Annotated in this window: 16 protein-coding genes; 7 read left to right on the top strand and 9 right to left on the bottom strand. The window is 57.6% G+C overall.

From position 1 onward, the window contains the following. Positions 1 to 33 precede the first annotated feature (33 nt). The 3 genes from HY010_17125 to HY010_17115 all read right to left on the bottom strand — a co-directional run bounded on the left by HY010_17125 (position 34) and on the right by HY010_17115 (position 5,303). The gene (locus tag HY010_17125; protein ID MBI3477456.1) at positions 34 to 2,454 is read right to left on the bottom strand and encodes a TonB-dependent receptor; all 2,421 of its coding nucleotides are present in this window, start codon (positions 2,452 to 2,454) and stop codon (positions 34 to 36) included. Beyond that, positions 2,451 to 3,728, bottom strand: a complete 1,278-nt coding sequence (locus HY010_17120) for a tetratricopeptide repeat protein (protein ID MBI3477455.1) — start codon at positions 3,726 to 3,728, stop codon at positions 2,451 to 2,453. Before HY010_17120 ends, HY010_17125 begins: the two co-directional genes overlap by 4 nt. An 81-nt stretch (positions 3,729 to 3,809) precedes the next feature. Next, positions 3,810 to 5,303 (bottom strand): DUF4331 domain-containing protein, encoded by a 1,494-nt coding sequence (locus tag HY010_17115; protein MBI3477454.1) that lies wholly within the window; start codon positions 5,301 to 5,303, stop codon positions 3,810 to 3,812. Positions 5,304 to 5,565: 262 nt separating this feature from the next. Between HY010_17115 and HY010_17110 the strand changes: the two genes are divergently transcribed. Genes HY010_17110 through HY010_17100 form a run of 3 tightly spaced genes read left to right on the top strand, consistent with a single transcriptional unit; the run spans position 5,566 to position 9,545 of the window. Further along, on the top strand, positions 5,566 to 6,498 hold the full coding sequence (locus HY010_17110; GenBank protein MBI3477453.1) for an ABC transporter ATP-binding protein: 933 nt from the start codon (positions 5,566 to 5,568) through the stop codon (positions 6,496 to 6,498). Further along, positions 6,495 to 7,790, top strand: coding sequence for an ABC-2 transporter permease (locus tag HY010_17105; GenBank protein ID MBI3477452.1), 1,296 nt, complete (start codon positions 6,495 to 6,497; stop codon positions 7,788 to 7,790). Before HY010_17110 ends, HY010_17105 begins: the two co-directional genes overlap by 4 nt. Positions 7,791 to 7,835: 45 nt before the next feature. Further along, positions 7,836 to 9,545 (top strand): trehalase, encoded by a 1,710-nt coding sequence (locus tag HY010_17100; protein ID MBI3477451.1) that lies wholly within the window; start codon positions 7,836 to 7,838, stop codon positions 9,543 to 9,545. A 23-nt stretch (positions 9,546 to 9,568) separates the two neighbouring features. Here the strand turns inward: HY010_17100 and HY010_17095 are convergent, their stop codons facing one another. The 4 genes from HY010_17095 to HY010_17080 all read right to left on the bottom strand — a co-directional run bounded on the left by HY010_17095 (position 9,569) and on the right by HY010_17080 (position 15,304). Further along, positions 9,569 to 10,477 carry a carbohydrate kinase gene (locus HY010_17095; protein ID MBI3477450.1) on the bottom strand — a complete coding sequence of 303 codons (909 nt, stop codon included), beginning with the start codon at positions 10,475 to 10,477 and terminating at the stop codon, positions 9,569 to 9,571. A 98-nt stretch (positions 10,478 to 10,575) separates the two neighbouring features. Further along, positions 10,576 to 11,631 (bottom strand): tetratricopeptide repeat protein, encoded by a 1,056-nt coding sequence (locus HY010_17090; GenBank protein ID MBI3477449.1) that lies wholly within the window; start codon positions 11,629 to 11,631, stop codon positions 10,576 to 10,578. Between the two features lie 88 nt (positions 11,632 to 11,719). Then, on the bottom strand, positions 11,720 to 14,935 hold the full coding sequence (locus tag HY010_17085) for a TonB-dependent receptor (GenBank protein ID MBI3477448.1): 3,216 nt from the start codon (positions 14,933 to 14,935) through the stop codon (positions 11,720 to 11,722). After that, positions 14,936 to 15,304 (bottom strand): carboxypeptidase regulatory-like domain-containing protein, encoded by a 369-nt coding sequence (locus tag HY010_17080; protein ID MBI3477447.1) that lies wholly within the window; start codon positions 15,302 to 15,304, stop codon positions 14,936 to 14,938. Between the two features lie 494 nt (positions 15,305 to 15,798). On the opposite strand from HY010_17080, the gene HY010_17075 reads away from it, so the two are divergent. Continuing rightward, positions 15,799 to 17,058, top strand: a complete 1,260-nt coding sequence (locus HY010_17075) for a helix-turn-helix domain-containing protein (protein MBI3477446.1) — start codon at positions 15,799 to 15,801, stop codon at positions 17,056 to 17,058. Positions 17,059 to 17,122: 64 nt separating this feature from the next. Here the strand turns inward: HY010_17075 and HY010_17070 are convergent, their stop codons facing one another. Beyond that, positions 17,123 to 18,886 carry a tetratricopeptide repeat protein gene (locus HY010_17070; GenBank protein MBI3477445.1) on the bottom strand — a complete coding sequence of 588 codons (1,764 nt, stop codon included), beginning with the start codon at positions 18,884 to 18,886 and terminating at the stop codon, positions 17,123 to 17,125. 130 nt (positions 18,887 to 19,016) lie between these two features. On the opposite strand from HY010_17070, the gene HY010_17065 reads away from it, so the two are divergent. The 3 genes from HY010_17065 to HY010_17055 all read left to right on the top strand — a co-directional run bounded on the left by HY010_17065 (position 19,017) and on the right by HY010_17055 (position 26,184). After that, on the top strand, positions 19,017 to 21,272 hold the full coding sequence (locus tag HY010_17065; GenBank protein MBI3477444.1) for a VCBS repeat-containing protein: 2,256 nt from the start codon (positions 19,017 to 19,019) through the stop codon (positions 21,270 to 21,272). 169 nt (positions 21,273 to 21,441) lie between these two features. Beyond that, positions 21,442 to 24,369 (top strand): protein kinase, encoded by a 2,928-nt coding sequence (locus HY010_17060; GenBank protein ID MBI3477443.1) that lies wholly within the window; start codon positions 21,442 to 21,444, stop codon positions 24,367 to 24,369. A 54-nt stretch (positions 24,370 to 24,423) separates the two neighbouring features. After that, complete coding sequence (locus tag HY010_17055) at positions 24,424 to 26,184, top strand: CRTAC1 family protein (protein MBI3477442.1); 1,761 nt, start codon at positions 24,424 to 24,426, stop codon at positions 26,182 to 26,184. Here the strand turns inward: HY010_17055 and HY010_17050 are convergent. Further along, a complete protein-coding gene (locus tag HY010_17050) occupies positions 26,132 to 26,776 on the bottom strand; it encodes a hypothetical protein (GenBank protein ID MBI3477441.1) in 645 nt (214 codons plus the stop codon). The two genes, HY010_17055 and HY010_17050, sit on opposite strands and share 53 nt — an antisense overlap. Between the last annotated feature and the right edge of the window lie 38 nt (positions 26,777 to 26,814).

The following is a 26,814-nucleotide window of genomic DNA, read 5'->3' as shown; positions in this document are numbered from 1 at the left end:
TCTTTGGGCGGCGTCCCCAATCGCCGCCCTTTTTTATTTCTCTCCAAAGCGAAACGTGAGGCCGACGGTAACGCCCACCGGAGATCCAGGTGTCGCGTGAATTCGTGCTACACCAGTGGGGTCTTCACCCGGCAACCGGGAGACGAGATAGTTCTGCGTTTCCCAATACCGTTTGTTATTGAGATTGTCGATCGCGCAATTGAAATCAACTCCATGACGAATCTGTTTCGACATGCTCAGATCCACAATATCCAGCCCACTGGCGCGCTTGAGCGGATTATTCGGGTCCCGGCCGTCCAGAATGTATCCACTGACATGGCGATAACGCAAAGATCCGTTGAAGCCGCGCCATGCGGAAACGGTTAACCCGGTGTTCGCGACCGAGTGGGGCGCGCTGTCAACGTACTCGCGTGGTGAGGTTCCCCGGTAAAACGCGTTCGACACCTGCGTGAAGCCGCCGTTCAGAACCAGGTGACGAGTGATGGGGACTGACGTCTTGGCTTCCCATCCGTAGGAGCGGCTGGGTCCTTTTAGTTCCAAACTGCCGTCGTCCGGAATGTAGACCTGCTCGTTCGAGCGGTCGATCAGGAATATATCCGTGCTCAACGAAATTGTTTTCAGGACATGGGACGTTCCCACTTGGTAGAAATCCGTGGACGCGACTGTCGGAGCCTGCGGCTGGCGCACCACGCCGCGCGCGTCCTGGCTCGAGATGCCGCGTCCGTAGCTGGCGAAGAAGGTAACAGGCACGCGCAATGACGGAGTATAACTAGCGTTCGCTTTCGGCTGAAAAATCGCAGATCCCTCGATTCCGGAATGTGTGGGGTCAAGATGATCGTCGACGTCGAATCGAAAATAATCGAAGCGCAAGCCGCCGTCGAAGTGCAACCGACCCTGCATCAGGTCGATTCCCTGTTGTGCGTAGCCTGCCACGTTTGTCACGTGGGCATGCGCACTGGTCGTCACGTCCAGTACTTGTCGCTCTTTGGTATGCAGCAAGCCGACGTTGATCTGGTTGTCATGAAAATTGGATCCAATGGTGAGCAGTGCACTGCGTTCCAATAGTTTGTAAGGATGCAGATATTGCACGTTCACTCCCTGTTGCAATCGAGAGTCATGCTGCTGGATTTCGTCACCGTTGACCGGATCGTTCAGAAAGAAGGTGAAATTCGAGTAGAGATCAAAGAGTGATCGGCCCACGAAGCCTTCGACTTTCAGGATGTCACCGTTCGCCATCTCGCGCTTGTAGTAGGTGCCGAAAGTTCCGAGCCGAACTCTGCCGCCATCGAAGGGATCGATAAATCCGAAGCGATCAAGTTTTGCCGCGCTTACCTGATCCAGCGGAATTTGGCCCGAGGAATAAAAATCGTTCGTGCCCACGTTCAGCTTGAATCCCAGTGACTGTTTTTCGCTCAAGTGACGCGCATAGTTGCCGGTGACATTATTTCGCCCGTAGCGCCCGGGATTAATAAACGGCCCGTCGGTATGCGATCCTTCGTACGCGATAAACGCGTCTGCGTCTTTCAAGGACGGACTGTAGCCGACGAAACCGCGATAAGCGCCAAAGGATCCGCCTTGCATGCGCACCGTCAAAATGTCGGGCAAAGCTTCTTTCAGGCGAATGTGGACTACGCCCAGTCCCGAGAAGTCCCCATATGCGGCGCTGAATGGCCCGTTCAGGATGTCGACGTCGTCAACAAGTTCAGGCGTCAGAGTCTTGAGCGCGCCCAGGTAACCTTGCCCATGTCCCTGCGTGGATTGATTTTGTTGCACATCATCGACCAGCACTTTGAGTCCGCCGTTGACGCCGCCGTGATCGAGATTGAATCCGAAACGGCGAATCTCCAGCGATTTCCCGCCACCCTCGTGCTGTCCGGCATTGATGCCCGCCGCCAACGTATCGAAAACCTGATCATCCCGCGAGAAGAGCGAACTCTTGTAAACGTTGTCATTGCGCTGGTCGATCGTCGGATTGAGTGCCGTCGCCGAAATCACCATGCTTTCGTGAACCGGAGGGATCGTGTAACGCACGCGCAATATCATGCCTACGCTGGGATCGGTGGCTTGCAGATCAATGGGGTCGAAAGCCAGGTATTGCCCCACCACGCGCAGCGTCAAAGGCTCCACGGGCACGGATAAATGAAAATTGCCGCCCGCATCGGTGGTGGCTTGATTCTTGCCGGAGGCGCCTGCTGCGATCACAATAGCGCCGGGAACTGCGTCATTCTTGTCGGTGACGACCACGCCCGACAACACTCGCGAAGGAATATCTTTCGCGATGCCTGCTGTTGTGCCGAGAAATAACAGAGAGACTAGGATGAGGCTAAGCAACACTGGAGAGAAACCACGCGTAAAGACGAGGCTTGCCTCGTCTCTCGCGCGGACGCCGACCCTCTGCTCATTGGGGACACTGCAAGCCGCGTCTCCAATCACGGTGTGGGCCACCGTTCTCATCGTGTAACCTGCTGCATCCCAGAGTGAGTGAGCGTCGATAGAATTACCCGCGCCTGTTCGGATCCCCCGGCATTCAGGTCAACCGACTGTCGCAAATAATGTTCAGCCTTTGCCTTGTCTCCCAGCGCTAATGCGATCTCGCCTGCATGACGGAAGAATCGCGCGTCCCGTATCCCCACATCCAGAGCCGATGCAATCTGTTGTTGTGCTTCCACGTCCCGGCCGTTGCGGTGCAACGCCCAGGCATAGCAATCGATTGTAAAAACATCATGGCGACGTGCCATTTCGCGCTGCGCTACCGCCAGGGCCTTGGCAGGCTCCTGGGCGTAATCCGCATAATAGAGAATCAATTCGTGGTTCGAATTGTCGGCCTTGGTTGACTCCAGCAAGGACTTCTGTTCGAAATCCGCGAACGCCTTCTTGGACTCATCGGTTCGCCCGGCGAGTTGTAACGCTGCGGCGAGATCATACAGATTCTCCGCGTGAGCCGCGGCTGTATAACGTTGCTCAAGCAGGTTGACGGCTTCGTCGTAGCGCTTTTGTTGTATGCGGACTTTCGCGAGATTGCCGAGCGCATAGTGATAGCCGGGGAACAAGGTCAGCGCCCGCTGCAAGAGTGCCTCAGCCTCGGCAGTCTTTCCGATGGAAAGATCGAGGTGCGCCATCTGGGTGATGATCCAGGCCGCGTCTTCCACTTCACTCGGCGCCGTGGATTGATACGCCATATTCATCAACTCCAGCGAACCGTCCACGTCGCCAAGGAGTTCGCGGAGATAGGCCGCGCGAGTTACTCCTGGCAAGTTGCCTGGTTTCAGATCCAGCATCAATTGCGCAGCCTCTTCGGCTTCTTTGTAATTGCCGAGTTCGACATTGGCGTCGGTCTCAAACCCACGCACCATCACGTCATCCGGCATCTTCTTGATGAGCTTCAGAGCTTCTTCGCGGGCCGCTCCGAATTCGTGCTTGCCCAGCAGCAGCCATACGCGAATCCGCTCGCCATCAAAATTTCCTGGAGAAATCGCGAACGATTTTTGCAAAGTATCTTCTGCCTGGGTATAAAACTTCACGTCGGAGGTTTCCCGTGCTCGTCGCGAAAGCGCCAATGCCAGTGCGTTGTAAGCCTCGAAGTTTTTGGAATTCTTTTCAATCAACCGGTTCGCCTGCGCGATGCCGCGTTCCGCGGGTGAGAGATTGCCTTCCGGCGCAGGGGTTGTGCTTTGCGCAAATGCCGCTACAGCAACAAGCGTAATCAGGAGAGCTGCCAGCCGTTTCATATCGTCACTCGCTTTCGATTGTCAATCTTGGTGAGAAAAAGTCGTGGCTGCCGTCACAGGGGCGGCAGCCACGGGAGAGAGTTACTTCACAGGGCAAATACCTTTCGGTTGTCCACTGCAACCCTGCTGTCCGGGCCCGACGTGGTGGCTATCGCGGCCACTGTTGGCGGGCTGAACGTAAGGGAAGGTGTTGGCGTAGCCGTTCTCGTTGACGTTGACGCCATCGCCGATCGCCGCCCCATACTTCACAGGATCCGCAAGGATGCCCACGACCGCGCGTCCAGCGATGTCGACAACATCGTCGATCGGACGGCGGCCGTTCGGGAATCCAGCGCTGTCACCGGCCAGGAAGCCGAGACGTTTCTGCTGGCCGACCGGAGTCGGAGGAATTCCAGTATTGAGGCGCATCAGATCGGCCACTGGGCCCGTGTCTTTCGGCCCGCATCCAGGACAAATCGGTGCGGTGTATTGCACCAGAGGAAGCAGGTCCAGACGTGGGGCGTCGGGAATCGGAATGTTCAGGATCTGTGAGAACAGATGTGCAAGAAGCGGATCGAGGAAGAAATTGGCAAATTGGCCATCATCTGCAGGATCGGAAACACTAAACAGATCCTTTGAGCCCGTTCCGATGATCAGTTCGTTGATCAGCGAGTTGCCTTCGCGGTTTACCTGACGCCAGTTCCCCTTCGCGTCAATTTGACCGTTCGGCCGGCGAATCGAAATGCGCTGTCGCGAAGTCGATCCATAGGTGCCAATGACAGCCCGCTTGTCGCCCGCCGGATGGATCTGGCCATCGGAGGTCAACATTGTGATGGGAACTTCCAGAACGATCGAGTTGACGTTGAAGCCCGCAACCGCGTCGGGCGCATAGTTGTGCGTGTCATCGCCATCAACCTTCTTGCTCAGGATTCCGCCCACTCCCATACGGAAGTTCAGCGAGTCGAAAGCCGCGCCGAGATCGATATAGAAGGGATCGTCAACTGTGCCCGCGAATGTGCGCACGCCATTGCCGAGGTCATAAATTCCCTGATTGAAAAGGTCCTGATACTTCGGCATGGTGAGTGGTCCGACATTGGACGGAACTGCAAACAGCGTGTGGCCTCCCGTCAGATCGGTGGACACGCCGTTCTTCACCATCGTCACGGTGTAATTCTGGCGCAGGCTCAAGCCTTCCGAACCGGGGCCGTCCAGTGCCGTGATTTGCGGAATGCCTCCGATACCGCCTACGAATCCCGTGAATACGCCGGGCTGGCGGATCTCGGTGTTAAAGCGGAACTGAAAAGTGATGTCTTCTTCCCCGTCGAAGTTGTTGTCCACCTTGAATTCGTAGCGAACGTTGGGGTCGAACGGGAAGTAGTTGGGGCCGTTGGCCGGATCCAGCAGGCCATCGACGTTAAGGATCATCGTAACGCGATCCGGATGGTCGTAACTGACGAATGCGTACCAGTCAGTGACGTCTGCGCCGTGGTCAAGCGCGGAAATCGGCGCCTCGCGGTGGCTGGATGCAAACATGCTGGTTGGAACCAGCATGATCGCTACCAACGCAAGGGCTACCAGGGTCTTGAGATGCTTCATGGAAGTTTCCTCTAGGAATCAAGATTGGTGAACGTCGCCCATCGGACCGTCACGCGGTATTGCGCCGCAACATACGACCAGGCGTCGCTAACTGTCACAGGTACGCTCGCCTTCGAGATTCGGATTGGACTATCACGAAAATTTGTCGTTCTGAGATGAGTCCAAAGAAATTTCCGCGCGAAAGCAATCCATTCCCCTTGCGCTGGACGTACTTCACCAACACCCGCTCATCCGCCGATCTTCCGGTGTAAACTCCTAGGGCATGTTGGAAGTAAAAGCTCTCAAGAAAACTTACGGAAAGATCGTTGCCGTGGACGGCGTCAGTTTTCGTGCCGAAGCAGCGGAGACGATCGGCCTGCTCGGACCGAATGGCGCTGGCAAGACTACGACTGTTTCCATGATTGCGGGCCTCTTTCCGCCCGACTCCGGCGAAGTTCTGATTGATGGCAACCCTCTGCGCGGCGACACCGACCCCGTCAAGCGAAAGATCGGGCTGGTTCCGCAGAATATTGCGCTCTATGACGAGTTGTCCGCGCTCGACAACCTCAATTTTCTCGGTGCGTTGTACGATCTGCGCGGCGCGATGCTAAAACGTGGTATTGCGGACGCTCTTGAACTGGTAGGTCTGGCTGATCGAGCGAAAGACAAAGTCGGAACCTTCAGCGGAGGAATGAAGCGCCGTATCAATCTGGCTGCTGCACTTTTACACGATCCGCAGATTTTGCTGCTCGATGAACCGACGGTTGGGGTGGATCCGCAGAGCCGCAATGCTATCTTCGACAACCTCGAAACTCTCAAGAAGCGCGGCAAAACCCTGCTCTATACCACCCACTACATGGAGGAGGCCGAGCGCCTCTGCGATCGCATTATCATCATTGACCACGGGAAAGTGATCGCCAACGACACGCTGCATGGCCTTCATCGGATGTTGCCAGTGACAAACATACTCGCCGTCGAGTTGGAGAACGTGGACGGATTTAAGGTTGATGTCCTGCGCGCGTTACCCGAGGTCGAATCTGCCGAACTGCGCGATGGAGTTCTAAAAGTGGGGCTGCACGATCTTTCCTCCGGTGCGCCCGCCACGTTGCGTTGGCTCGCTGACAACGGGCACCGCTACCAGCACGTGATCAGTGAGCGGCCGGATCTTGAAACGGTATTCCTCACCCTCACTGGAAGGAGCCTGCGCGACTCATGATTCCATTTCTGGCTCTCGTTCGCAAAGACTTGCGATTGTTCTTCAACGATCGTCGCGCCGTAATTGTCGGGCTGCTCGTGCCGATCGTCTGTGGTTCGTTCTTTGGCTACCTGTTTGGAGGCCAAAGTAAAACCGAGACGGCTCGAACGCTGGTTCTGGTCGTTGATCAGGATAGTAGTGCGATCTCAAAGGGTGTGGTTGCTCAACTGTCTGCCGAAAAACACCTGGACGTGAAGCCGTCCGCCTACGACGAAGCTCGCGAGCGAGTACGCAAAGGAGACGCCAGGGCCGCGATCGTCATCCCGCCAGATTTTGGCGCCAAGGCTGGAACCGCATTGTTCGCAGGCGGCGAAAAGCCTGCGGTCTCTGTTCTCTTCGACCCTTCCCATGCGGTCGAGCTTGAGATGGTGAAGGGAATTTTGAGTGGCGCGGTGATGCAGGCAGTGAGCAAAGAAATGTTTTCCGGGCAAAGTGGCCGCGAGATGATGAAGAATTCGGTCGCTCAACTCGAGAAGAATGACAGCATGCCGCCAGCAGAAAAGAGGACGTTGACCGACATGCTGGGCAGTGTCGAAAAGTGGAGCGAGTTGCAAGGACAGGGGTCCGCCTCCACTTCTGGCCCGAGTGGCGGGTTGACGATGCCGTTTCAGACCCGCGAAGAAGCCATGACGTCCGGCATCGGAGTGGAGTACAACGGCTACGCGCATTCGTTTGGCGGAATGGGAATTCAGTTCATCCTCTTTATGGGCCTGGACGTCGGCATCCGATTGCTTCTGTTGCGCCAAAGCGGGCTGTGGCAGCGGCTTCGCGCCGCTCCATTGTCGCGCAGTGTTCTGCTCGGCAGTCGTGCTGTGAGCGCCGCATTGATTGCGGGCTTCATCCTGCTTACACTCTTCGCTTTTGCCAGGATCGTGTTTGGCGTTCACATTCAAGGCAGTCTTCTCGGATTCGCGGGAGTGTGTGCCGCTTTCTCGCTCATGACGGCCGCATTTGGTCTCATGGTGGCCGCGTTGGGTAAGACCGTCGAGGCCACTCGCGGCTACTCCGTGATGGCGACCTTGCTGATGGTGATGCTAGGCGGCGCATGGGTGCCAACCTTTGTGTTTCCGCAATGGTTGCAGAAAGCGACCGTGGTCATTCCGACTCGCTGGGCGATGGATGGCATCGATGGAATGACTTGGCGCGGTCTGGGCATCTCCGCCGCGTTCGGGCCGATTGCCGTTCTGCTTCTGTTCACGGCGCTGTTCGGAATCCTCGCCGTTGTTTCCTTCCGCTGGGAAACCGAAAACTGAACCAAACCGTGTGGGCAGGTTTATGATGTTGACTGTAAATCTGCCATGAAAAATCGATTCTTCTTGTGCCGAATTCGCCTTCTTTTTCTACTCGTCCTTTCCATCGCAGCATCAGCTCAGGAAGCCAAGTCCCCCGCCCTCGGCATTGCGCCGGTTCGTCAATACATCGCGGCCAATTGGGACAATCTCACGCGCTCCATGACCGACTGCGCATTTGTGGGCGATCCCAAGATGAAGGTGCATCCCGTGCTCTATCTCCCGGCGGGCATGGCGGTGCCCTCCGCGGTCGAGAAGTTGCATGCCGACTGCAACGTTGAGATTCAGCACCTCGCCAAGCCAATTCAGCAACTAGGCGAGATCGATACGAAGGCGATTCAGCCTCACGGCCTGCTTTATCTGCCCAATAAGTACGTCGTGCCTGGCGGACGATTCAACGAGATGTACGGCTGGGACAGCTACTTCATCGTGGTGGGTTTGCTGCGCGATGGGCGCATCGATCTCGCTCGCGGGATGGTGGAAAATTTCTTTTTTGAAATCGAAAACTACGGCTCAATCCTGAACGCCAATCGAACTTACTATCTCACGCGTTCTCAGCCCCCCTTTCTGAGTTCAATGGTGCTGGCCGTGTATGAAGCGGAAAAGCAGGCAGGTAAGAACGATACCGAGTGGCTCAAGCGCGCCTACCCGTTTCTGTTGCGAGACTACTCGATGTGGACGCGTAATCCGCACTTGGCTGGAACGACCGATCTGGCGCGCTATTACGATTTTGGCGACGGTCCGCCCGCCGAGGGCCTGCAGGACGAAGGCGGTTACTATCGCGATGTCGTGAGTTACTTCATGCTTCATCCCGATCAGGCTGACCACTATCTTGTCGAGCAAAAGCACGGGCAACCTGCCGAGGGAGAAGGGCAAAAATACTCCGTCAAAGCTTGCGACGTCCCGCTGACGATGGCCCGCCCGGAATGTGGAGCAGAACACATCGTTCGACTGAGCGCAGACTACTACAAGGGCGACCGCTCGATGCGCGAATCGGCGTTTGATATTTCCTTCCGCTTCGGCGCCTATGGCTCCGCCACGCATCATTACGCCCCGGTTTGCCTCAATAGCCTGCTCTACAAGACGGAAAAAGATATCGATCAGATCAGCGTCTTGATCGGCAAATTGCCCGATGCCAAGGTCTGGAGAACGCGAGCGGAGACGCGCCGCAGCCGCATGCAGCAGTATTTGTGGGACGCCGAACGCGGCTTCTTTTTTGACTACGATTTTGCAGGTGGAAAGAAATCGACGTACCGTTATCTCACCACCTATTATCCGTTGTGGGCGGGCCTCGCAACTCCCGAGCAAGCTGCTGCGGTCGCCAAGAATCTGTCGGCCTTCGAATTCCCCGGCGGGCTCGCGATGAGTCCCGAAAATACCGGCATGCAGTGGGACTATCCCTACGGGTGGGCGCCCGTTCAGTTGCTCGCGATCCAGGGATTGCGCCGCTACGGCTTCAACGCCGAGGCGGATCGTCTCTCCTATAAATTTCTCTCCACTGTAGTTGAGAACTTTCAGCGCGATGGGACGATCCGCGAAAAATATAATGTCGCAACTCGTTCCTCCGAAGCTCAGGTAGCGGCGGGATATCAAGCCAACGTTATCGGCTTCGGCTGGACCAACGCAGCGTTCCTCGAACTCCTGCATGCCCTGCCGAAAGCTGAGGTAGAAAAATTGGAGAAGGAAGCGTCCACTCCGAAGGGGGCGAGTCAGCAGTAGACGTTCTGAAGAGAGAACCAGGACTATCCGATCTGGGCCATCTCTTCGCGTATGCCGCCCTCTCCCGGTGTCGGCATGGCGCCCGTCTGGCTGGCGACCCACGCTCCAACCCGGTTCGCAGTTTCGTTCATCTCGGAAAGGGAAGCGCCGCGCATATATTCGTAGACCAACCCGGCGGTGAACGCGTCTCCAGCGCCAATGGCGTCCCCCATCTGAATCCGGTAGCCCGGATGCTCATGCAACGATTCCTGATTGATCAGCAAGCTGCCGTGGCAACCACGAGTGACGCAGACTACTTTCAGATGGTGTAGGTCCATCAGCGCATCCGCGGAAGTAATCTCATCGCGATGGTCGAGTCCGAACAGGTGCATGATTCGCGGCAGTTCCTCATGATTCAGCTTCACGATTTCTGCCATCTTCATCGAATCGGTTAGTACCTCCTCCGAAAAAAAATCCTGCCGCAGGTTGACGTCGAATATTCGAACCGCTTCTTCCCGCACGTGTGTTAGAAAGTGGCGAATCGTGGCGCGTGTGTTTGGGCCGCGTTGTGCCAGCGATCCAAAGCAGATCGCATCGGCCCGCGCTGCGAGTTCTTGCCATGCAGTCGTCCACTCCAGAAAATCCCAGGCAACGCCTTCTGCAATTTCGAACTTCGGTTGTCCTGCATGATCGACTCTGACTTGAACGGTTCCGGTTGGATGCACATGGTCAATCTGCAGGAAGTCCGTTGTCACGCCGAGGTTCGCCAGACGCTGCCTGGCTTCGCTGCCGAGCGCGTCATCTCCGATCCGGCTGGCAACAATCCCCTGATTGCCAAGCAGCGTCGAGATATAAGCAAAATTCGACGGCGCGCCGCCCAGCTGCTTTCCAGTGGGCAGCACGTCCCAGAGAATCTCACCCAGCCCGACGACTTGTTTGCGTTGGTTCGTCATCACGCAGCCACTCTCTTATTCCGATCTTTCATCCCGCTTCCAATCTGTCATCCCGAGCGCAGCGAGGGATCTGCAGTTCGCCCGTAGCGCCGCAATTCTCAATGTGCATCCTGTTTCGTCTGTAATTCCTGGGCAAACTTCAATTCCGTTTCTGCTTCGTCCTTCTTCCCCATGTCGCGATAGGTCTGTCCAAGCAGGTGATGTGTGATCGGATTATTCGGGTCCATGGTTGCCGCCCGCCGGAGCGCCCGCACCGCAAGTTCGTATTCACCTTTTTTCTCGAGAACTTTTCCCAACAGGATGTAAGGGCCCGTCGAAGTCGCATCCAGCCAGATCGAGCGCTGGAGCAGGCGTTCCGCGTCCTCGTATTTCTGCACTCGCGAATAGGCGTCAGCCAGTTTGTAATAGGTAGTCGGATTCGCTGGACTCAGGCTCAGTTCCTTTTGAAATTGTTCGATCGCTTCCGGCACGCGCGACTTGTAAAGATACAACTCTCCCAGCAACTGGTGCGCTCCCGGCAACTTTGGATCGAGCGTCGTCGCCTTCAGCGCGTACTCCTCCGCTACCGGATCGAATTCCTGCCGCAGCAGCATGCGTGCGGTAAACAGATATCCAGCCGCCGAGTCCGAAGGCACATCGAACATGCGCGCAAACGCAACGCGAGCTTTGGGGTAGTCCTTGGTCTGGATATAGCAGACGCCGAGAATGTAAGACGCGTCCACATTCGCGCGCGGCATCCAGGACTGCACCTTCTCCAGATAAGGAATTGCGTCAGCAGGACGCCCAGAGAGGTAGGAAGACAGACCCAGCAGTTGCATCGCCTCTTTGTCGGACGGATCCTCGCTCAGTGCCTTCTTCAGATATGTGGCGGCTTGAAGGTAGTCGGCCTTCTTGTAGTACGCCATGCCGATCTCGCGCGAGAGTCCCTTTGGTCGCGGTTGCGCCGATTCGAGCGCCAGGAGTTGTGAGATCGCTTCGTCGTACTGGCCGCGCCGGAGAAGTTCGTCAGCGGCCTGAAATCCCGATGGAGTACTCGCTTCCGAAGGAGGAGCGGCTGCAGGGAGGGCATCCTGGCCGCAAGCAGCAGCACTCAGGCTGAGGCTCAGCAGTAGTGTCGCGACGGTTTCCAGCAATTGGGGCATGGCTGCGGCCATGTGGAACATCAAAGCAGAAAAAGAATTATCGCGCTAGAAAAAGAGGGAGCCAGTTTGGCTCCCTCTCCGTTCCCTAGTGAAGCCTGGGTTAGAAGCTTATTTTTAGACCGACTTGCATCTGGCGCATGAAAGTGCCTTCCTGCAAGCTCGTAATGTATCCATTGTTGCCCACGCTCCCGGTGCCCGAGTCGATGCAATCGACGCAGCCGTTGGGGTAGCCGAGGACTGGGTGATTAAACACGTTGAAGAACTCGAACCGGAGTTGGGCTTTCACCGTCTCCGTGAACGAGAAGCTCTTGAACACCGACATGTCGGCCATGAACTCGCCAGGGCCAGTGAAGCTGTTGCGCTGAACGTTGCCGAACGTTCCCGAGTCTGGACGGAGGAACCCGCCAGCCGAGATGCCGTTCGCGTAAAGTGCCGGACAGAATGCGGGGCCGACACCGCAGAGCTCCTCACCAACTGGATTCGCGACTCCCGGGATTGCGTCGAAGTACTTCACTCGCCGATTGGCAGCATCGAAACTCCCTGCCCCCACGTGGACCGAGCCAGCCCTGCTGGGACGGCATGGGCCGGTATCTTGGTCGGCGCCGCAGTCCTGATAGCTCGGTGTCCAGGGCAGTCCACTGCCGATCGTCCAGGTGGAATTCCACTGCCATCCGCCAAGGAACATATCCGCAATTTTGCTGGAGTTGCCGCCAAACTTCTTGCCTTTGCCGAACGGCAGTTCATACAGCACGGTGGCAATGAATACGCTGTCGCGGTTGTAGTCGTCCCGGCCAAACACCACGTTTGGATCGGGTGCGTAGTTGTCGTTGTAGTTGTAGGCTCTGGAGTAAGTGTAGTGCGCCAGAACCTGCAACCCATTGGATATCCGCTTGTCGACTTTGATCTGGAGCGCGCGGTAGAAGTTGTTGGAGTCGTTCCCGGCGTAGCTCAGATCGCCCGAGCAGCACTGAAGCGGGGCGTCCGTGTTGGGATCGATGAAGTTAGCGTAGGTGAACTTGTTGTAGAACGGCCGACGCTGCGCCTGGGGAATGGTACCGAACCCGACAATGCTCGGCTGATTCACGTTGTAGCTCGGACCGTTGCCTACGAAGACGTGTGTTCCTTTGTTGGCGACGTACGCGACTTCCAAGCTAGTGGTGCGGTTCAACTGGCGCTGGACGGTGACGTTCCAGGCGTCAATCGTAGGCAGACGGACGTGATCGGGACGCACATGGGGTGTGACATCGTTATTCGGGCCACGCAGCGGAAGCAGGCCATCGCTCGGAACATCGGGGAATTGATTCGGAGAGGGGCCGGTCGTGAAGTTAAATGCCTCCGTGTAGCCGCCATCCGTGCTGTTGAGGTTTTGATTGGCGAGCACAGGCAGGTTCTGAGTGACAGTGTGCCCGAATAGAGACCCGAACACGCCAATGTCGAAGCTGCGCCCGTAACCCATGCGGATCACGGTCTTGGGGTTCCACTGATAGGCCACGCCAATGCGGGGCGCAAATGCCTTGCTTGCGTTACCGGTGTTGCCGTTCGAGGAGATCCCGCCGAAGCCAGCGACTCGAATCACACCTTCGGGAAGAACTGCGAAGCCGCCTGCACCCTTGCCGCTGACATGCTCCGGCGTGTACCACTCGTAGCGCAACCCATAGTTCAAGGTCAATTTGGGAGTTGCGCGCCATGTGTCTTGCGCATAAATGAAGTACCGGTTCTGAGACTCAATTGCTGTCAGTTCCGCTGGGGACCCAACGTAGCGGTTGAAGTTTTGCACAGATCCGAACAGGAACGATGCGAGATCCAATCCTCCGGTCGCGCCCGTATGGTTGACATCGACGCCTCCGTCCGATGTGAATGCCTTGGTGAAGTGCATCAGGCCAGTGCGATTGGCATCGGAGGGTACACGCAGGTTGGTAGCGTGGCGCAGGTCGACGCCAAATTTCATCTGGTGGTTGCCGCTGACCTTCGTCCAGTTATTTACGAACTGGTACTGCCGTTCGCGTTCGGTCAAAGGACAGTTGCAGCGTCCAATGTCCAGACCTTCGCCGAAGAGCGAGAGAGTGCGGTTGCCGGAATTGTCGTCGAGGAAGAATCCGGGCAATCCGCCCGTGGTTGGGTCGGAAGTGTTGAGGCCGGGCAGACCGAGCGCGTCGGCTGCCGCTACGCTGCCGTCGAACTTGGTGGAGTGCGGATTGTACTGGAACCAGCCGAACCGGAAGTCGGTCAGCAGTGTCGGGCTTACCGCGTAATCAAAACCAGTAGCCAGACTGCGGTTCTTGATCTCCGATTGGCCAGCCAGATTCAGATAGCCCAAGCCAGGGCCGCCGATCTGGTTGCCGAACACGGGGACGCCGCCGAGTTTGAAGTTGGCGAGACTGAACCGGCCAAACACCTGCAGCTTCGAGGTGGCTACGTAATCCCAGCGTGTGTTGAACGCGTTGTCGTTGAAGGATCCCGATCCGCCCTTCGTGAAGTTGTTTTGCTGATTGTGCGCGCCATTGCCTTCTGTATTCGGGGCGGGGAAGAGCGCCAGAATGCCCTCCGCAATGTGATTGCCGAGAGGATCGTAATCTGCTTTGGGAATGACGCTGTTTGGGTACAGTGTGCGGTTGAAAACAGCCGAGGCTGGATTATAGATCGCGGCGCCGTAGTCGCTGAGGTCGCAAACATCGCTGGTCGGGTTAAAGCACGTATCCCTCACCAACTGGGTTGGAACACTCCCCGTAAAGCTGGTGCCGGCAATGCGGCGTGTGCCCTGGTAATCACCAAAGAAGAACAACTTATCTTTAATAACAGCACCGCCAATGGAACCGCCGAACTGGTTCCAAATAGTCTTGGGCAGATCTCTCGTTCCTTGAAATGGATCGACGGCGCGGCCGGCGTTATCTCGATGGAACCAGAAAGCGCTGCCGTGATACTGGTTGCTGCCAGACTTGGTTTGGGTAGCGACGATGCCGGCGACCGCTTTGCCGAACTCGGCGTCGTAATTCTGCAACGTGATCTTGGCTTCCGTGACCGACTCGAGCGTCGGGTTCACGATGATGATGCCGAGAATCGGGTCCTGGTTGTCGGTGCCGTCAAGTTCGAATGCCGTGCCGCTGAAGTGCTGGCCGTTGACGAAAATCTGCTGGCCGCCTTGCGGGTTTTCCGTCGCGGCGTGGCTCCATCCGGTCAAGCGCTGTGTGCCGGGAGAGAGCAGCTCGAAGCTGGTGAAGTTGCGGTTTAGAATCGGAAGCTCAGTGACCGCCTTCTCGTTGAAGGTGGTAGCCACATCGGCTCGGTCCGTTTTGAGCTGGGGCGCTTCGCCGGTCACTTACACGGTTTCCGACGCGCCGCCGACCTGGAACTGCAAGGGGACGCTCGAACCGGCATCAGCCGATACGACCACGTCCTTCTGTTCGGTAATTTTGAAGCCTGCTGATTCGGCGCGGACGGTGTAGACGTCCGGGACCAAGTGGGTGACGGAGTAGTTGCCGTCCGCGTTCGTCGTGGTGGTGTCCGACGTGCCTTTGCGCTGGTTGATGACGGTCACCTTCGCATTAGCGACCGCCGCGCCCTGCGGATCTGTCACAGTACCTAGAATGTTTCCATATACTGCCTGCGCTTGCACCGCCGGTGTCAACGCGACGCCGATCACTAGCAACAAGGCTGTTGCAAAACACAATATCTGCTTTGTCTTCATCGATTTTCTCCCCACACACCCACACTGTGGAACGAACAATTCGGCTCGTTCTTCACCGTGCCCGATCCGCTAAGTTCGGGCAATTCGTCTAATCAAAAAACAGTATTGACATTCGTTGCACGTTGTCTGTTGCAGTCCGTCTTCCGAAGTCCGTTTACGTCTAGATCAATGAATCGCAAGGGCCGAGAAACGTGATCCCAGATTGCTCTATGGCATTTAGTAGTAATTAGCAGCGCCTGCTACAAGGAAACGGAGACTCCAAAAACCCGCGCCCAGCAGGTCCCACAGGTCGCTCGTGCGCACGGGAACAGCAGTCTTTGCCAATGGACCTTCGCCCGTATTTTTCAGGATCGATGGAGACAAAGAAACCCCTGCGCGGTGGTGAGGTTGACCCTTCGATGCAACATTTATAAGTTTCACTCGGTCTGATACGGTTACCGAGGACAACTGTAACGCTTGCAGTCAGCTACGGGGATTGTTACTCTCTATGTTAAATGGCTGTAACGGGTGCTCAGAAGGCAGAACGGACCCTTTACCTCTCGCACATCGCGAAGATTGAGAACAGCCATACCCTACACAATTCTGAATCCCTTCGAAAATTATTACGTTACCTCGCCGAACACGCACTCGATCATCCCGGGACGCCGCTCAAGGAATATCAGATCGCCACGGAAGTTTTTGGGCGTCCAGCCGCATTTGATCCGCAAGTCGATTCGACCATCCGAGTACAGGCCGGGCGACTGCGCCTGAAGTTGGCCGAGTACTACGCATCCGAAGGGCTCGAGGACACAGTTCTGGTGGAGATGCCGAAGGGGACGTACCTGGTCTCCTTCCATACGCGCGCCGGGGACTCGTCGAAAATCCATTTGCAGACCGCCCACGATGCAGTCGTCGAAGAAGAGGGTGCCCGCCGTTCGCGACGCTGGTCGATGGCAGTCGTTTGTTTGTCGGTCCTCTTGTTGGCGTCGCTCGCAACGATCGGGTGGCTGCTCAGCACTCGCAAAAAAACGGCCGACGTGATCACCGAGTCGGTGCCAGCCGAGTTTGCGACGTTTTGGAAACCGTTCATGTTGGCTCCCGAAGAACCGTGGGTAATTTTCAGCAACGGAGCTTTTGTGGGCCGCCCCGAGACGGGCATGCGCTATTTCAATGCCGCGCGCGATGCGGGCGCTCCCGTCATCCTCGATCACTACACGGGCGTGGGAGAAGTGTTGTCGGTACATGCCCTGGACCGCGTGTTTGAACAGTTGCATCGGCAGATCCGTGTGAAACGAGGCAGCCTGTTTTCACTGGACGACGCCAAGAACAACGATCTGATCTTCGTCGGCTCACCGGCCGAGAACCTGACGCTGCGAGACATTCCGGGCACACGGGAATTTGTTTTCCAGCGCGTTGATTCCGGCGCTCGCAAAGGCGACCTCGCCATCGCTAACCTGCATCCCCAGGCGGGAGAGCCACGCTTTTTGCTGGGAAGTCCCGCAGAGGCACCGCTGAACGAGGACTATGCTGTCATTGCCTTGACGAAGGGGTTGGATCCAACCCGATCGGTGCTGATTCTGGCCGGCACCACGACCATGGGCACGCAGGCCGCCGTGGAATTCGCCTGCGATCGGAATTCGGTGCGGGAGCTGCTGAAATGGCTGGGTGTTACCGAAACGAGCGGCCTTAAACCTTTCGAGGCGGTCTTACGCGTGAAGGTGACTCGCGGCGTGCCGGTCGAGACCAGTATTGTCGCCGTTCGTATTACCCGATAGTTCCTGATCTCGTTCCTCATCGCAAAATCAGAAATCATTGTGCGGCCTTGTTTCAAACTGCCGTTTATGGTGACGGCGGCTGCAGATGAGGGTCCAGTTCTGCGGCCTTCCGAAATTCAGCGTTCGCCTCTTCCGTCTTTCCCTGCGCCTTAAGAGCCATCGCCAGGTAATAGTGAGCGGGCGCGTAGGTGGCGGATTGGACGATGGCGGAGCGGAATTGAGAAACTGCAGCCTCGAAATCGCCCGCGTTCAGAAAGCGGCGCCCGGAATTGGTGGAGAAGGTGGCGGCTTGTAATGCATTGGCGCTCTTCGCCATTTCCGCGCCGAGTTTGCTTTCGGCAGCGGCTCCGGCGCTGTCGCCAAGCTGGCGCAGCACTCCCGCCAGGGTGGTATGCGCTCCCGCGAAGTCTGGCTGCAACCGAATCGCCTCCCGCAATGTGCTCGCGGCTTCAGACAGGTTCCCCTGTTGTTTCAGAACCGTGCCCATCGTGTAATACGCTTCCGCATAATCCGGACGAATCCCCGTTGCGGCCCGCAACTCCGCGATCGCCTGCGAAAATTCTCCTTGCTGCCAGAGTGTTACGCCGAGGGTGTAGTGAATGTCGGCTTGCTTTGGATCGAGTTGCGCTGCTTTCTGAAACTCCTCAACCGCGGCGGCCAGCGAATCTTTGAGTTTCAGCGCCAGTCCGAGGTTGTAGTGAAGAGTTGCATCGTCAGGTGTGCCCTGAAGCGCAGTTCGAAATTCCGCGATGGCGGCGTCAAAATCCGCACGATGTAGATACGCAATTCCCAAGTTGCCACGATACCCGGCGTCGTCCGGCTGTATGCGCAATGCCGCCTTGAATTCCTCAACTGCGCTGGGCGCGTCCCCAATCTGGATCAAGGCGAGTCCCAGATTGTTGTGGGCGTCTGCACTCGCGGGTTGGGACGCGACGACTTGGCGAAAAACGGCTACGGCGCCGGCTGCATCTCCTGTCCGTTGGAGAGCCAACCCGAGTTGAGATTGTGCATCCGCAAAACCGGGCTGGAGTTTCACCGCGGCCTGCAATTCGCGGAGTGCGCCTTGGGAGTCTCCTTTTTCGCCCAGGACACGCGCCAGGTAGTAATGGGCCTGCACGTTTTGCGGAGCGGCCACCACCGCGCTCTTGAGGAGTTGTTGAGCATCGCCCAGCGAGTGCTGCTTCCAACGCACTACGCCCAGATGAATCTTCGCCGCTACGAACTTTGGATCAAGGCGTAGCGCTTCGGCGAATTCCGACGCCGCGGCTTCCGGCTCGGAGTTGCGTGCCAGCAACGCCCCGTGGTCGTCGTGCAAGTCGGCTCGTTTCGGAGCGAGTTCCGTCGCTAATTTCAATTCTGCGAGCGCCGCGCTCAGGTCGGCATGGTGACTCAGCGCCCGGCCCAGGGTGCGCCGGGCTTCCGCGTCTCGGCCCGAAAGTTGGACGGCCTTGCGCGCTTCGCCGATAGCCTGTTCGTAGTCACCTTTCGCCGAGAATGCTTCGGAGAGGCTGATTCGCGCCGCAAGCAGCGTGGGCTTGATTGTCAAGGCCCGTTGGAATTGTGCAATCGCTTGGTCCGTCTTGCCCGAAAAAAGCAAACTCCGGCCGAGGGATTGGCGGCCTTCAGCAAAGTTAGGCGCAATCCGCACCAGTTTCTCGAAAATTTCCTGCGCGTGTGCGAGATCACCTTGCTGGAGGTAGCGAGCGCCCTCGCGGTAAAGCTGTTCGCGATCAAGCCCGGCAGCACTTTTTTGTGCCGTCGCGCTCAGCATCTCGAACAATAAAAACAGGGCCAGGAGACCGATCCGGGATGAAGAGAGGCGTCGCAATCGATGATCAGGAAAGTCAATGGGACTGGAATTCCTGCTTGAATCTTACTCCTCTTGATTCGAGCCTACGTGATTACGCCCTGCCCGTGCGAGCGATTTCGCAGCAGCGAACTGAGCAGAGATGTTTAGAATGGTGTCCCTCATGCGGCGGGAATTCCAGTTTGTTCTGACGGTCGTGGCGGCGCTGGTGGTCAATCCGCCGTTGGGCATGTTCGCGCAGGCCGCTCCGGCTTCCGGCACTAAGAAAATGGCCGCACTCCTGCAGAAAATCTATGCGGAGCAGGATTGGAAAGTCGACCCAAACAAAGCGGCGGAGCGCGCGAAGTACTACGAGTCTCTGCTCGCCGCTAACCCCAGCCTGCGCGACGAACTCAAGATTCGCAAAGCTCTGGCTGACAGCCAGCTCAAAGCTGGGAACAGCGCCGCGGCGGTGGAAGAACTGGAGCATATTCGAATCCTGTGTCGCGAACAGCAGATTCTCCTGACTCCCGATTTTGAAATACAAGTCCGCAACCTGCTCGCGATCGCTTACATGCGTCTGGGTGAGCAGGAAAACTGCGTGCACTACCACGGACAGGATTCCTGCATCTTTCCGATCAAGGGCGGAGGAGTCCATCGGGAGAAGCGCGGCATGGAAGGCGCGGTGCGTGAATTGACGGCGGCACTCGCAGCCGATCCCAACGACTTGAAATCGCGATGGCTGCTCAATATTGCGTATATGACAATCGGGCGCTATCCCGACGATGTGCCTGCCAAATGGCTGGTTCCGTCATCGACGTTTGATTCGGAATATGACATCGGCCGCTTCTATGACGTCGCTCCGCAAGCCGGCCTGCTCCTGAATAACCACTCCGGCGGGGTTCTGATGGAAGACTTCGATGGCGATGGTTTGCTTGACTTGATGGTGTCTTCCTCTGGGCCGCTGGACCAGTTGCGTTTCTTTCACAATAACGGCGATGGCTCATTCGCTGATCGTACCCAGCAAGCCGGACTTATTGGCGAGTTAGGTGGCTTGAACATGGTTGTAACGGACTACAACAACGACGGCCATCCGGATGTGCTGGTTTTACGCGGTGGATGGTGGGGACAAAACGGAAAATATCCCACGTCCCTGCTGCGCAATCACGGCGATGGAACGTTTGACGATGTCACGGAGGAAGCGGGCCTACTCTCCCTTCATCCTACCCAGGCCGCGGCCTGGGCCGACTACGACAATGATGGCTGGCTCGATTTGTATGTAGGCCACGAAGCGAACGTGGAAGAAAACCATCCCTCGCAGTTGTTCCACAACAATCGCGACGGAACATTCACCGAAGTTGCCGTCCCCAATGGGCTCGCCGACATGGGGTACGTAAAAGGTGTGGCGTGGGGCGACTTCAACAACGATGGCCGTCCCGACCTATACGTGTCTGTTAAGGGCAAGCCGAACCATCTTTTCAGAAACGATGGACCTTTCGACCCCAAGAGTCCGCTCCCCGACCGCTGGAAGTTTACCGATGTTACCGCGCAAGCGGGTGTGGCGGAGCCGCTCCACAGTTTTGCGACATGGTTCTTCGATTACGACAACGACGGCTGGCCCGATATTTTTGTCGCTGGCTTCTATGTGGAGGACTTCAACGACATCGCGGCATTTGAATTAGGACTTCCGTATCGCGCTGAAACACCGCGTCTTTACCACAACAATCACGATGGAACCTTCACGGATGTGACCAAACGCGTCAAACTCGACCGCGCGATTCTGGTTATGGGCTCCAGCTTCGGCGACCTCGACAACGATGGATGGCTCGATGTCTACCTCGGTACCGGAGATCCGAGTTACGAATCACTTCTTCCCAACCGGATGTTTCGCAACAACGAGGGCAAAGCTTTTCAGGATGTCACGACCTCCGGCGGCTTCGGCCATTTACAGAAAGGGCATAGCGTTGCCTTTGGCGATATCAACAACGATGGCGAAGAAGATATCTTCGAAGAAATGGGTGGAGCACTTCCAGGCGATACCTACAGCAGCGTTCTGTATTCCAACCCCGGACACGGGCATCACTGGGTTTCGCTGGAACTGGAAGGTGTCAAGACGAACCGCGCGGCCTTCGGGGCACGCATCCAGGTCACGCTGCAGAACGCGGAAGGCACGCGCAGGATTTACCGCACTCTCGGCTACGGGTCCAGTTTCGGTGGCAACCCGCTACGCCAGCACATCGGCTTGGGTAACGCCAAAAAGATCGCGGAGGTCGAAGTTTCCTGGCCTGCTTCAAAACTCGTGCAAAAGTTTCGGAACCTCGCCGCAGATCGCTCCTACCGGATTCGCGAAGGCGAGGACACCGCAGTTCCCCTAACCCGCAAACGCTTTGCGCTCCCGGTGTCCGCCGCGCCCGCAGCGCACCACTGAGGTTGTAGAGTACGTGGCTCCGCTTTCAAACTGCCGAACTGGCCACCTGCCGACAGGGAAGCCGGGCCTAACCTGCAGACCGGAGATAACTCTTCCCGGAGCCCTCCCTTTGACTTCCCCCGCGCCCCGCCCTACCATACCTCCACTTGAGGATTCCCCGCGCGACCGCATGATCGGCCAAACCATCTCTCATTACCGCATTGTGGAGAAGCTCGGCGGCGGGGGTATGGGTGTCGTCTACAAGGCCGAGGACACCATGCTTGGCCGCTTCGTCGCCCTCAAATTCCTGCCCGACGAAGTCGCCCGCGATCCGCAAACTCTCGAACGCTTCCGCCGTGAAGCCCGGGCCGCGTCGGCGCTGAATCATCCCAATATCTGTACGATCCACGAGATTGCCAACCACGAAGGCCGGTGGTTCATCGTCATGGAGTTTCTGGACGGCATGACCTTGAAGCACCACATCGCCGGCCGTCCGATGGACCTGGAAGTCTTGCTGCCGCTGGCGATCGAAATCGCAGACGCGCTCGATGCTGCTCATGCCGAAGGCATCGTTCACCGCGACATCAAGCCCGCGAACATTTTCACGACCAAGCGCGGCCATGCCAAGATTCTCGATTTCGGACTCGCTAAAGTTACAGGCAAGTCGAGCGACGCGAAAGACCCGGCCGCCGTCACCATGGCGCAGACTGCCGCCGTCAGCCTCGAGCATCTGACCAGCCCCGGTACCGCTCTGGGGACTGTCGCTTACATGTCTCCGGAACAGGCGCGGGGCAAGGACCTCGACCACCGTACCGATCTTTTTTCTTTCGGTGCCGTGCTCTATGAGATGGCGACCGGTGAAGTCCCGTTTCGTGGCGAAACGTCTGCGGTTATTTTTGAGGGCATTCTGAGTCGCTCGCCAGCTTCTCCGGTGCGGCTCAATCCCGAATTGCCGGTTGAGTTTGAACGCATCCTGAATCGGGCTTTGGAAAAGGATCGCACTCTGCGCTACCAGAGCGCTTCCGATATGCGCGCGGAGTTGCAGCGGCTCAAGCGCGACACAGAATCGGGACGTTCGGCCGTCATGCCTGCCGCTTCAGAATCAGTTGCGGCGATGCCTTCTCCTTCGTCGGGCCGCATCGCGGCCGCGCCGAGCAGCGTGTCCTCGCCCGCAGCCGCGAGTGGTGCCAATGCCACCCAGTCGTCTGCCTCTGGAATCGCGCCCGCCGCAAAAAGCCGCCGCTGGCTGTTCGTCGGTGCCGCTGTAGTTGTCGTCGCTCTCGCCGCCGGATTCTTCTACAGTCGCCGGGCCAGCGCTCTTACAGAAAAGGATTTCATTCTCCTCACCGATTTCACCAACACCACCGGCGACACGGTGTTCGACGGCACGCTCAAGCAGGCACTCGCGGTACAGTTGGAGCAGTCGCCGTTTCTCAACGTGTATCCGCAGGAGCGCGTGCGCGAAGCGCTGAAGTTTGCCGGACGCTCTCCCGACGATCGCGTCACCGTGCCCGTTGCACGGGATATTTGCCAGCGCGAGGGGATTAAAGCGGTTCTCGCCGGTTCCATCGGCTCGATGGGATCGAACTACGTCGTGAACCTGGAAGCCCTGAACTGCCGCACCGGCGACACCATCGCCCGCCAGCAATCGGAAGCGGCCAGCAAAGAAAAAGTTCTCCAGGCGCTCGGGACGGCGGCCAAGGAAATTCGCGGCCCGCTGGGCGAAACCGTGGTCTCGATCGAACATTTCAGTGCGCCCATCGACCAGGCCACCACATCTTCGCTGGAGGCTCTGAAAGCCTATGCGCTGGGCGATGACAAGCGCGCTCGCGAAGGTGACCTCGCAGCTCTTCCGTTCTACAAGCGCGCGGTGGAACTCGATCCCAATTTTGCGATGGCCTATGCCCGCATGGGAGCCGTGTATGGAAATATCGGTGATCTTCACCAATCCTCGGAAAATTCCCAGAAGGCATACGATCTCCGCGACCGAACCAGCGAACTGGAAAAGTTTTACATCACCGATCACTACTACAGCGACGTGACCGGGGAAGTGCCGAAGGCGATCGAAAATCTTGAACTGTGGATTCAGACCTACCCTCGCGACTGGGGCGCGCGCAACAACCTGGTGGGGGACTACTCGGTGCTCGGAGATTTTCCGAAGGCGCTGGCGCAGGCACTCGAGTGTCTGCGCCTTCAGCCCAACGACGTTCTGCCGTATCAGAATTTGGTCTCCGTGTATCTCCGCATGAACCGGCTGGAAGAAGCCAAGGCGATCTACCAGCAGGCGTTGGACAAGAAGCTGGAGGACGAGGTCCTGCACAACGGCCGCTTTGTGATCGCCTACCTGGAGGGCGATAACCAGGAGATGGATCGCCAGGCCACCTGGGCCTCCGGCAAGACGGAGGAATCCAACATGCTGCTGGCGGAGGCTCAGGTGGCGGCTTTGCGAGGCCAACTGAAGAAAGCACGCGAACTCTCACAAAAAGCCTTCGACTCCGCGAAAAAATTTGACCTCGCTTCGAACGAGGCTTTCGTCGCCGGGTGGCGCGGCATTATGGAAAATTGGATGGGGGATCCCGCGGCGGCGCGCTCCTGGTCCAATCAGGCGCTCGATTTGTCGCACAACGAGTTCGTGTGGACCGCCGCCGCGCTGGCGATGGCGGGCGATTCCTCACGCCCCGCGAAAGTCGTCGAAATACAAGGCAAAGAGCATCCGAAGGACACCAACATTCAGCAAAACTGGATCCCCCAGGTCCGAGCCGCACTTGAAATCAAGCGCGGCAACCCAAGCGCCGCCGTGGAGGCGTTGAAGCCGGCTGAAATCGTGGAAGCGAACGACCTCGGTCCCACGTTTTACCGCGGACTGGCGTACCTCGCGATGAAATCCGGGAAGCAGGCCGCCGCCGAATTCCAGAAGATCGAAGCCCGCAGGACAATCTTCCCGCTCGGTCCCTACCACTCACTTGGCCGCCTCCACCTGGCCCGGTCTCTCGCGCTTGCCGGCGACACGGCCGCAGCCCGCTCCACTTATCAGGACTTATTCGCTCTATGGAAAGACGCCGACCCCGACTTGCCGCTGCTCAAGCAAGCCAAAGACGAATACGCGCGCCTCCACTAGCCGTCCCGGCGCCTTGACCCCTCCCGCTTCGCACCCTAGTATTCCTTTTGGGTCATGAGTCTGCCGCGGGTTCATCAATTTCGTTTGCCTTGTCCGTGGCGGGCGCTCTCCGCAATCCTGATTGCCTTGTTTTGTGACGCCGCCATCGCTCAGACTCCATCCAAGCCTCCGCAAAACGCCATCGCCTACTTCGTCGACGTCACCCAGAAAGCCGGCTTGACCGAGCCCATTGTCTTCGGGGGCACGGACAAGAAGAAATACATCATCGAAACGACCGGCACCGGCGCGGCGATTTTTGACTATGACAATGACGGTTGGCCCGACATCTTTCTTGTGAATGGCACAACACTGGAAGGCTTTCCCGCAGGTAAAGGTCCGACCAGCCATCTCTATCGCAACAATCACGACGGCACGTTCAGCGACGTTACCGTGAAAGCCGGACTCACCGCGACCGGGTGGGGACAGGGCGTCTGCGCAGGCGACTACGACAACGATGGGTGGGAAGACCTCTACGTCACCTACTACGGGAAGAATCGGTTGTTTCACAATCAGAGCGGCGTGTTCAGCGAGGCCGCGGAGAAGGCTGGGGTCGCGGGATCCGGCAAGGACTGGGGCACCGGTTGCGCGTGGGTCGATTACGACCGCGATGGCCATCTCGATCTGATGATCGCCAACTACGTCGACTTCGACCTTGCCACGGCTCCTACTCCCGGCGAGCGTCCTTCGTGTCTCTGGAAGGGAGTGCCGGTGATGTGCGGTCCGCGCGGGCTCGCGGGCGCGAAGAATATCCTGTACCGCAACCGTGGCGATGGCACCTTCGAAGACGTGTCCACGAAGGCGCACATCGACAAGACCGATGGCCACTACGCCTTCAGCGTCTCGACCTTTGACTTCAACGACGACGGCTGGCCCGATATCTACGTCGCCTGCGACAGCACGCCCAGCATTCTCTATCGCAACAATCGCGACGGCACCTTCACCGACGTCGGCGTCGTGGCGGGCGCCGCGTTCAATGAAGATGGACGCGAGCAAGCCGGCATGGGCTCCACCATCGCCGACTACAACGGCGACGGCCGCCTCGACATTTTCAAAACCAATTTCTCCGACGACACTTCCACTCTCTATCGCAACAACGGCGATGGCACCTTCGACGACGTAACCTCAGCCGCCGGACTCGGCCTTTACACCAAGTACCTCGGGTGGGGAACAATGTTTCTCGACTTCGACAACGACGGCTGGCCCGATCTTCTCCTCGTAAACGGCCACGTATATCCCGAAGTCGATAAGAACAATCTCGGCAGCAACTACGAAGAGCCGCGCATTCTCTACCACAATCTCGGCAAGGGAACCTTCACCGACATCTCGTCCACCGCTGGACCTGCCATCACGGCAGTTTCATCCTCACGCGGTCTCGCGGTCGGCGACCTTTGGAACGACGGAAAAATATCGGCCGTTATCAGCAATATGAACGGTCGTCCCAGCCTGCTCGTAAATCAAGTTCACTCTGCGAACCACTGGATCGCCATTCGCACAGTCGGCACAAAATCCAACCGTGATGGCATCGGCGCCAAAATTATCGTCAAGGCAGGCACGCGCACCTTCGTCGATGAAGTGCGCAGCGGCTCAAGTTACATTTCGAATAGCGATATCCGTGTCCATTTTGGACTCGGTCCCACGACGAAAGTCGATTCGATTCAAATCCGCTGGCCCAGCGGGTTGACCGAACAATTCGGCGCCATGCCCGTCGATTCCATTCACACCGTCAAGGAAGGCTCGGGCGTGACGGTTCCATCCGAGCCCAAAAAGCCTTCGTAACCGCCGGCGAGAAGCCACTCATCCCGGCTCTTTGCGTTTCGTAGAACCCGCGAACCCGATCCCGAATCGTTTCTGATTGATGTTGGTCGAATTGCAGATTACCCATGGAAGCAAGCCTCAACTGGCGCTCGCCCCAATGAGACTGCATGATTCCCTGCATGGAATGCGAATTCATGCCCAGCAGAAGGTGGCCCAATTCGTGCGCCATCACGTGACCAAGGATTTGCGCAGTGTCTGCTGATGACGCCGCCTGAAAGCTCTTAATCCGGGAATAGAAAACATCGGCTTGTTGTCCGACCCCTTCACCGTCCACAAATGCAACCCCGAAGTCTTCTCCCGGCAAGTTCAGCGGGCGTGCAACGATGCGTACCGATAAGTGAGGCCCGGAAGTTCCATCACGGCAATCCCCTTGCGATCGTGACGACATTTGTCTGCAGTCGTTCCATTGGATCGCGATTCCGGCGCGCTGGTAGATTCGCCCTGCCACTTCTTCCCCGCGCTCAAGGGTCGCCTCAGGCACATGCGCGTCGTCATAAACAAATACAGATAGTTGAGAGACTTGCGCTACTGCCGCTTGACTCCGACTACACATAACACTACTCACAATTACGATCGCGATTCCCCGGAACA

It is taken from the genome of Acidobacteriota bacterium, from assembly GCA_016196065.1.
Classification (GTDB): domain Bacteria; phylum Acidobacteriota; class Terriglobia; order Terriglobales; family Acidobacteriaceae; genus Acidiflorens.
Note: the sequence above shows the minus strand (reverse complement) of the source record. Positions and strands in the feature narration are given on the sequence as shown.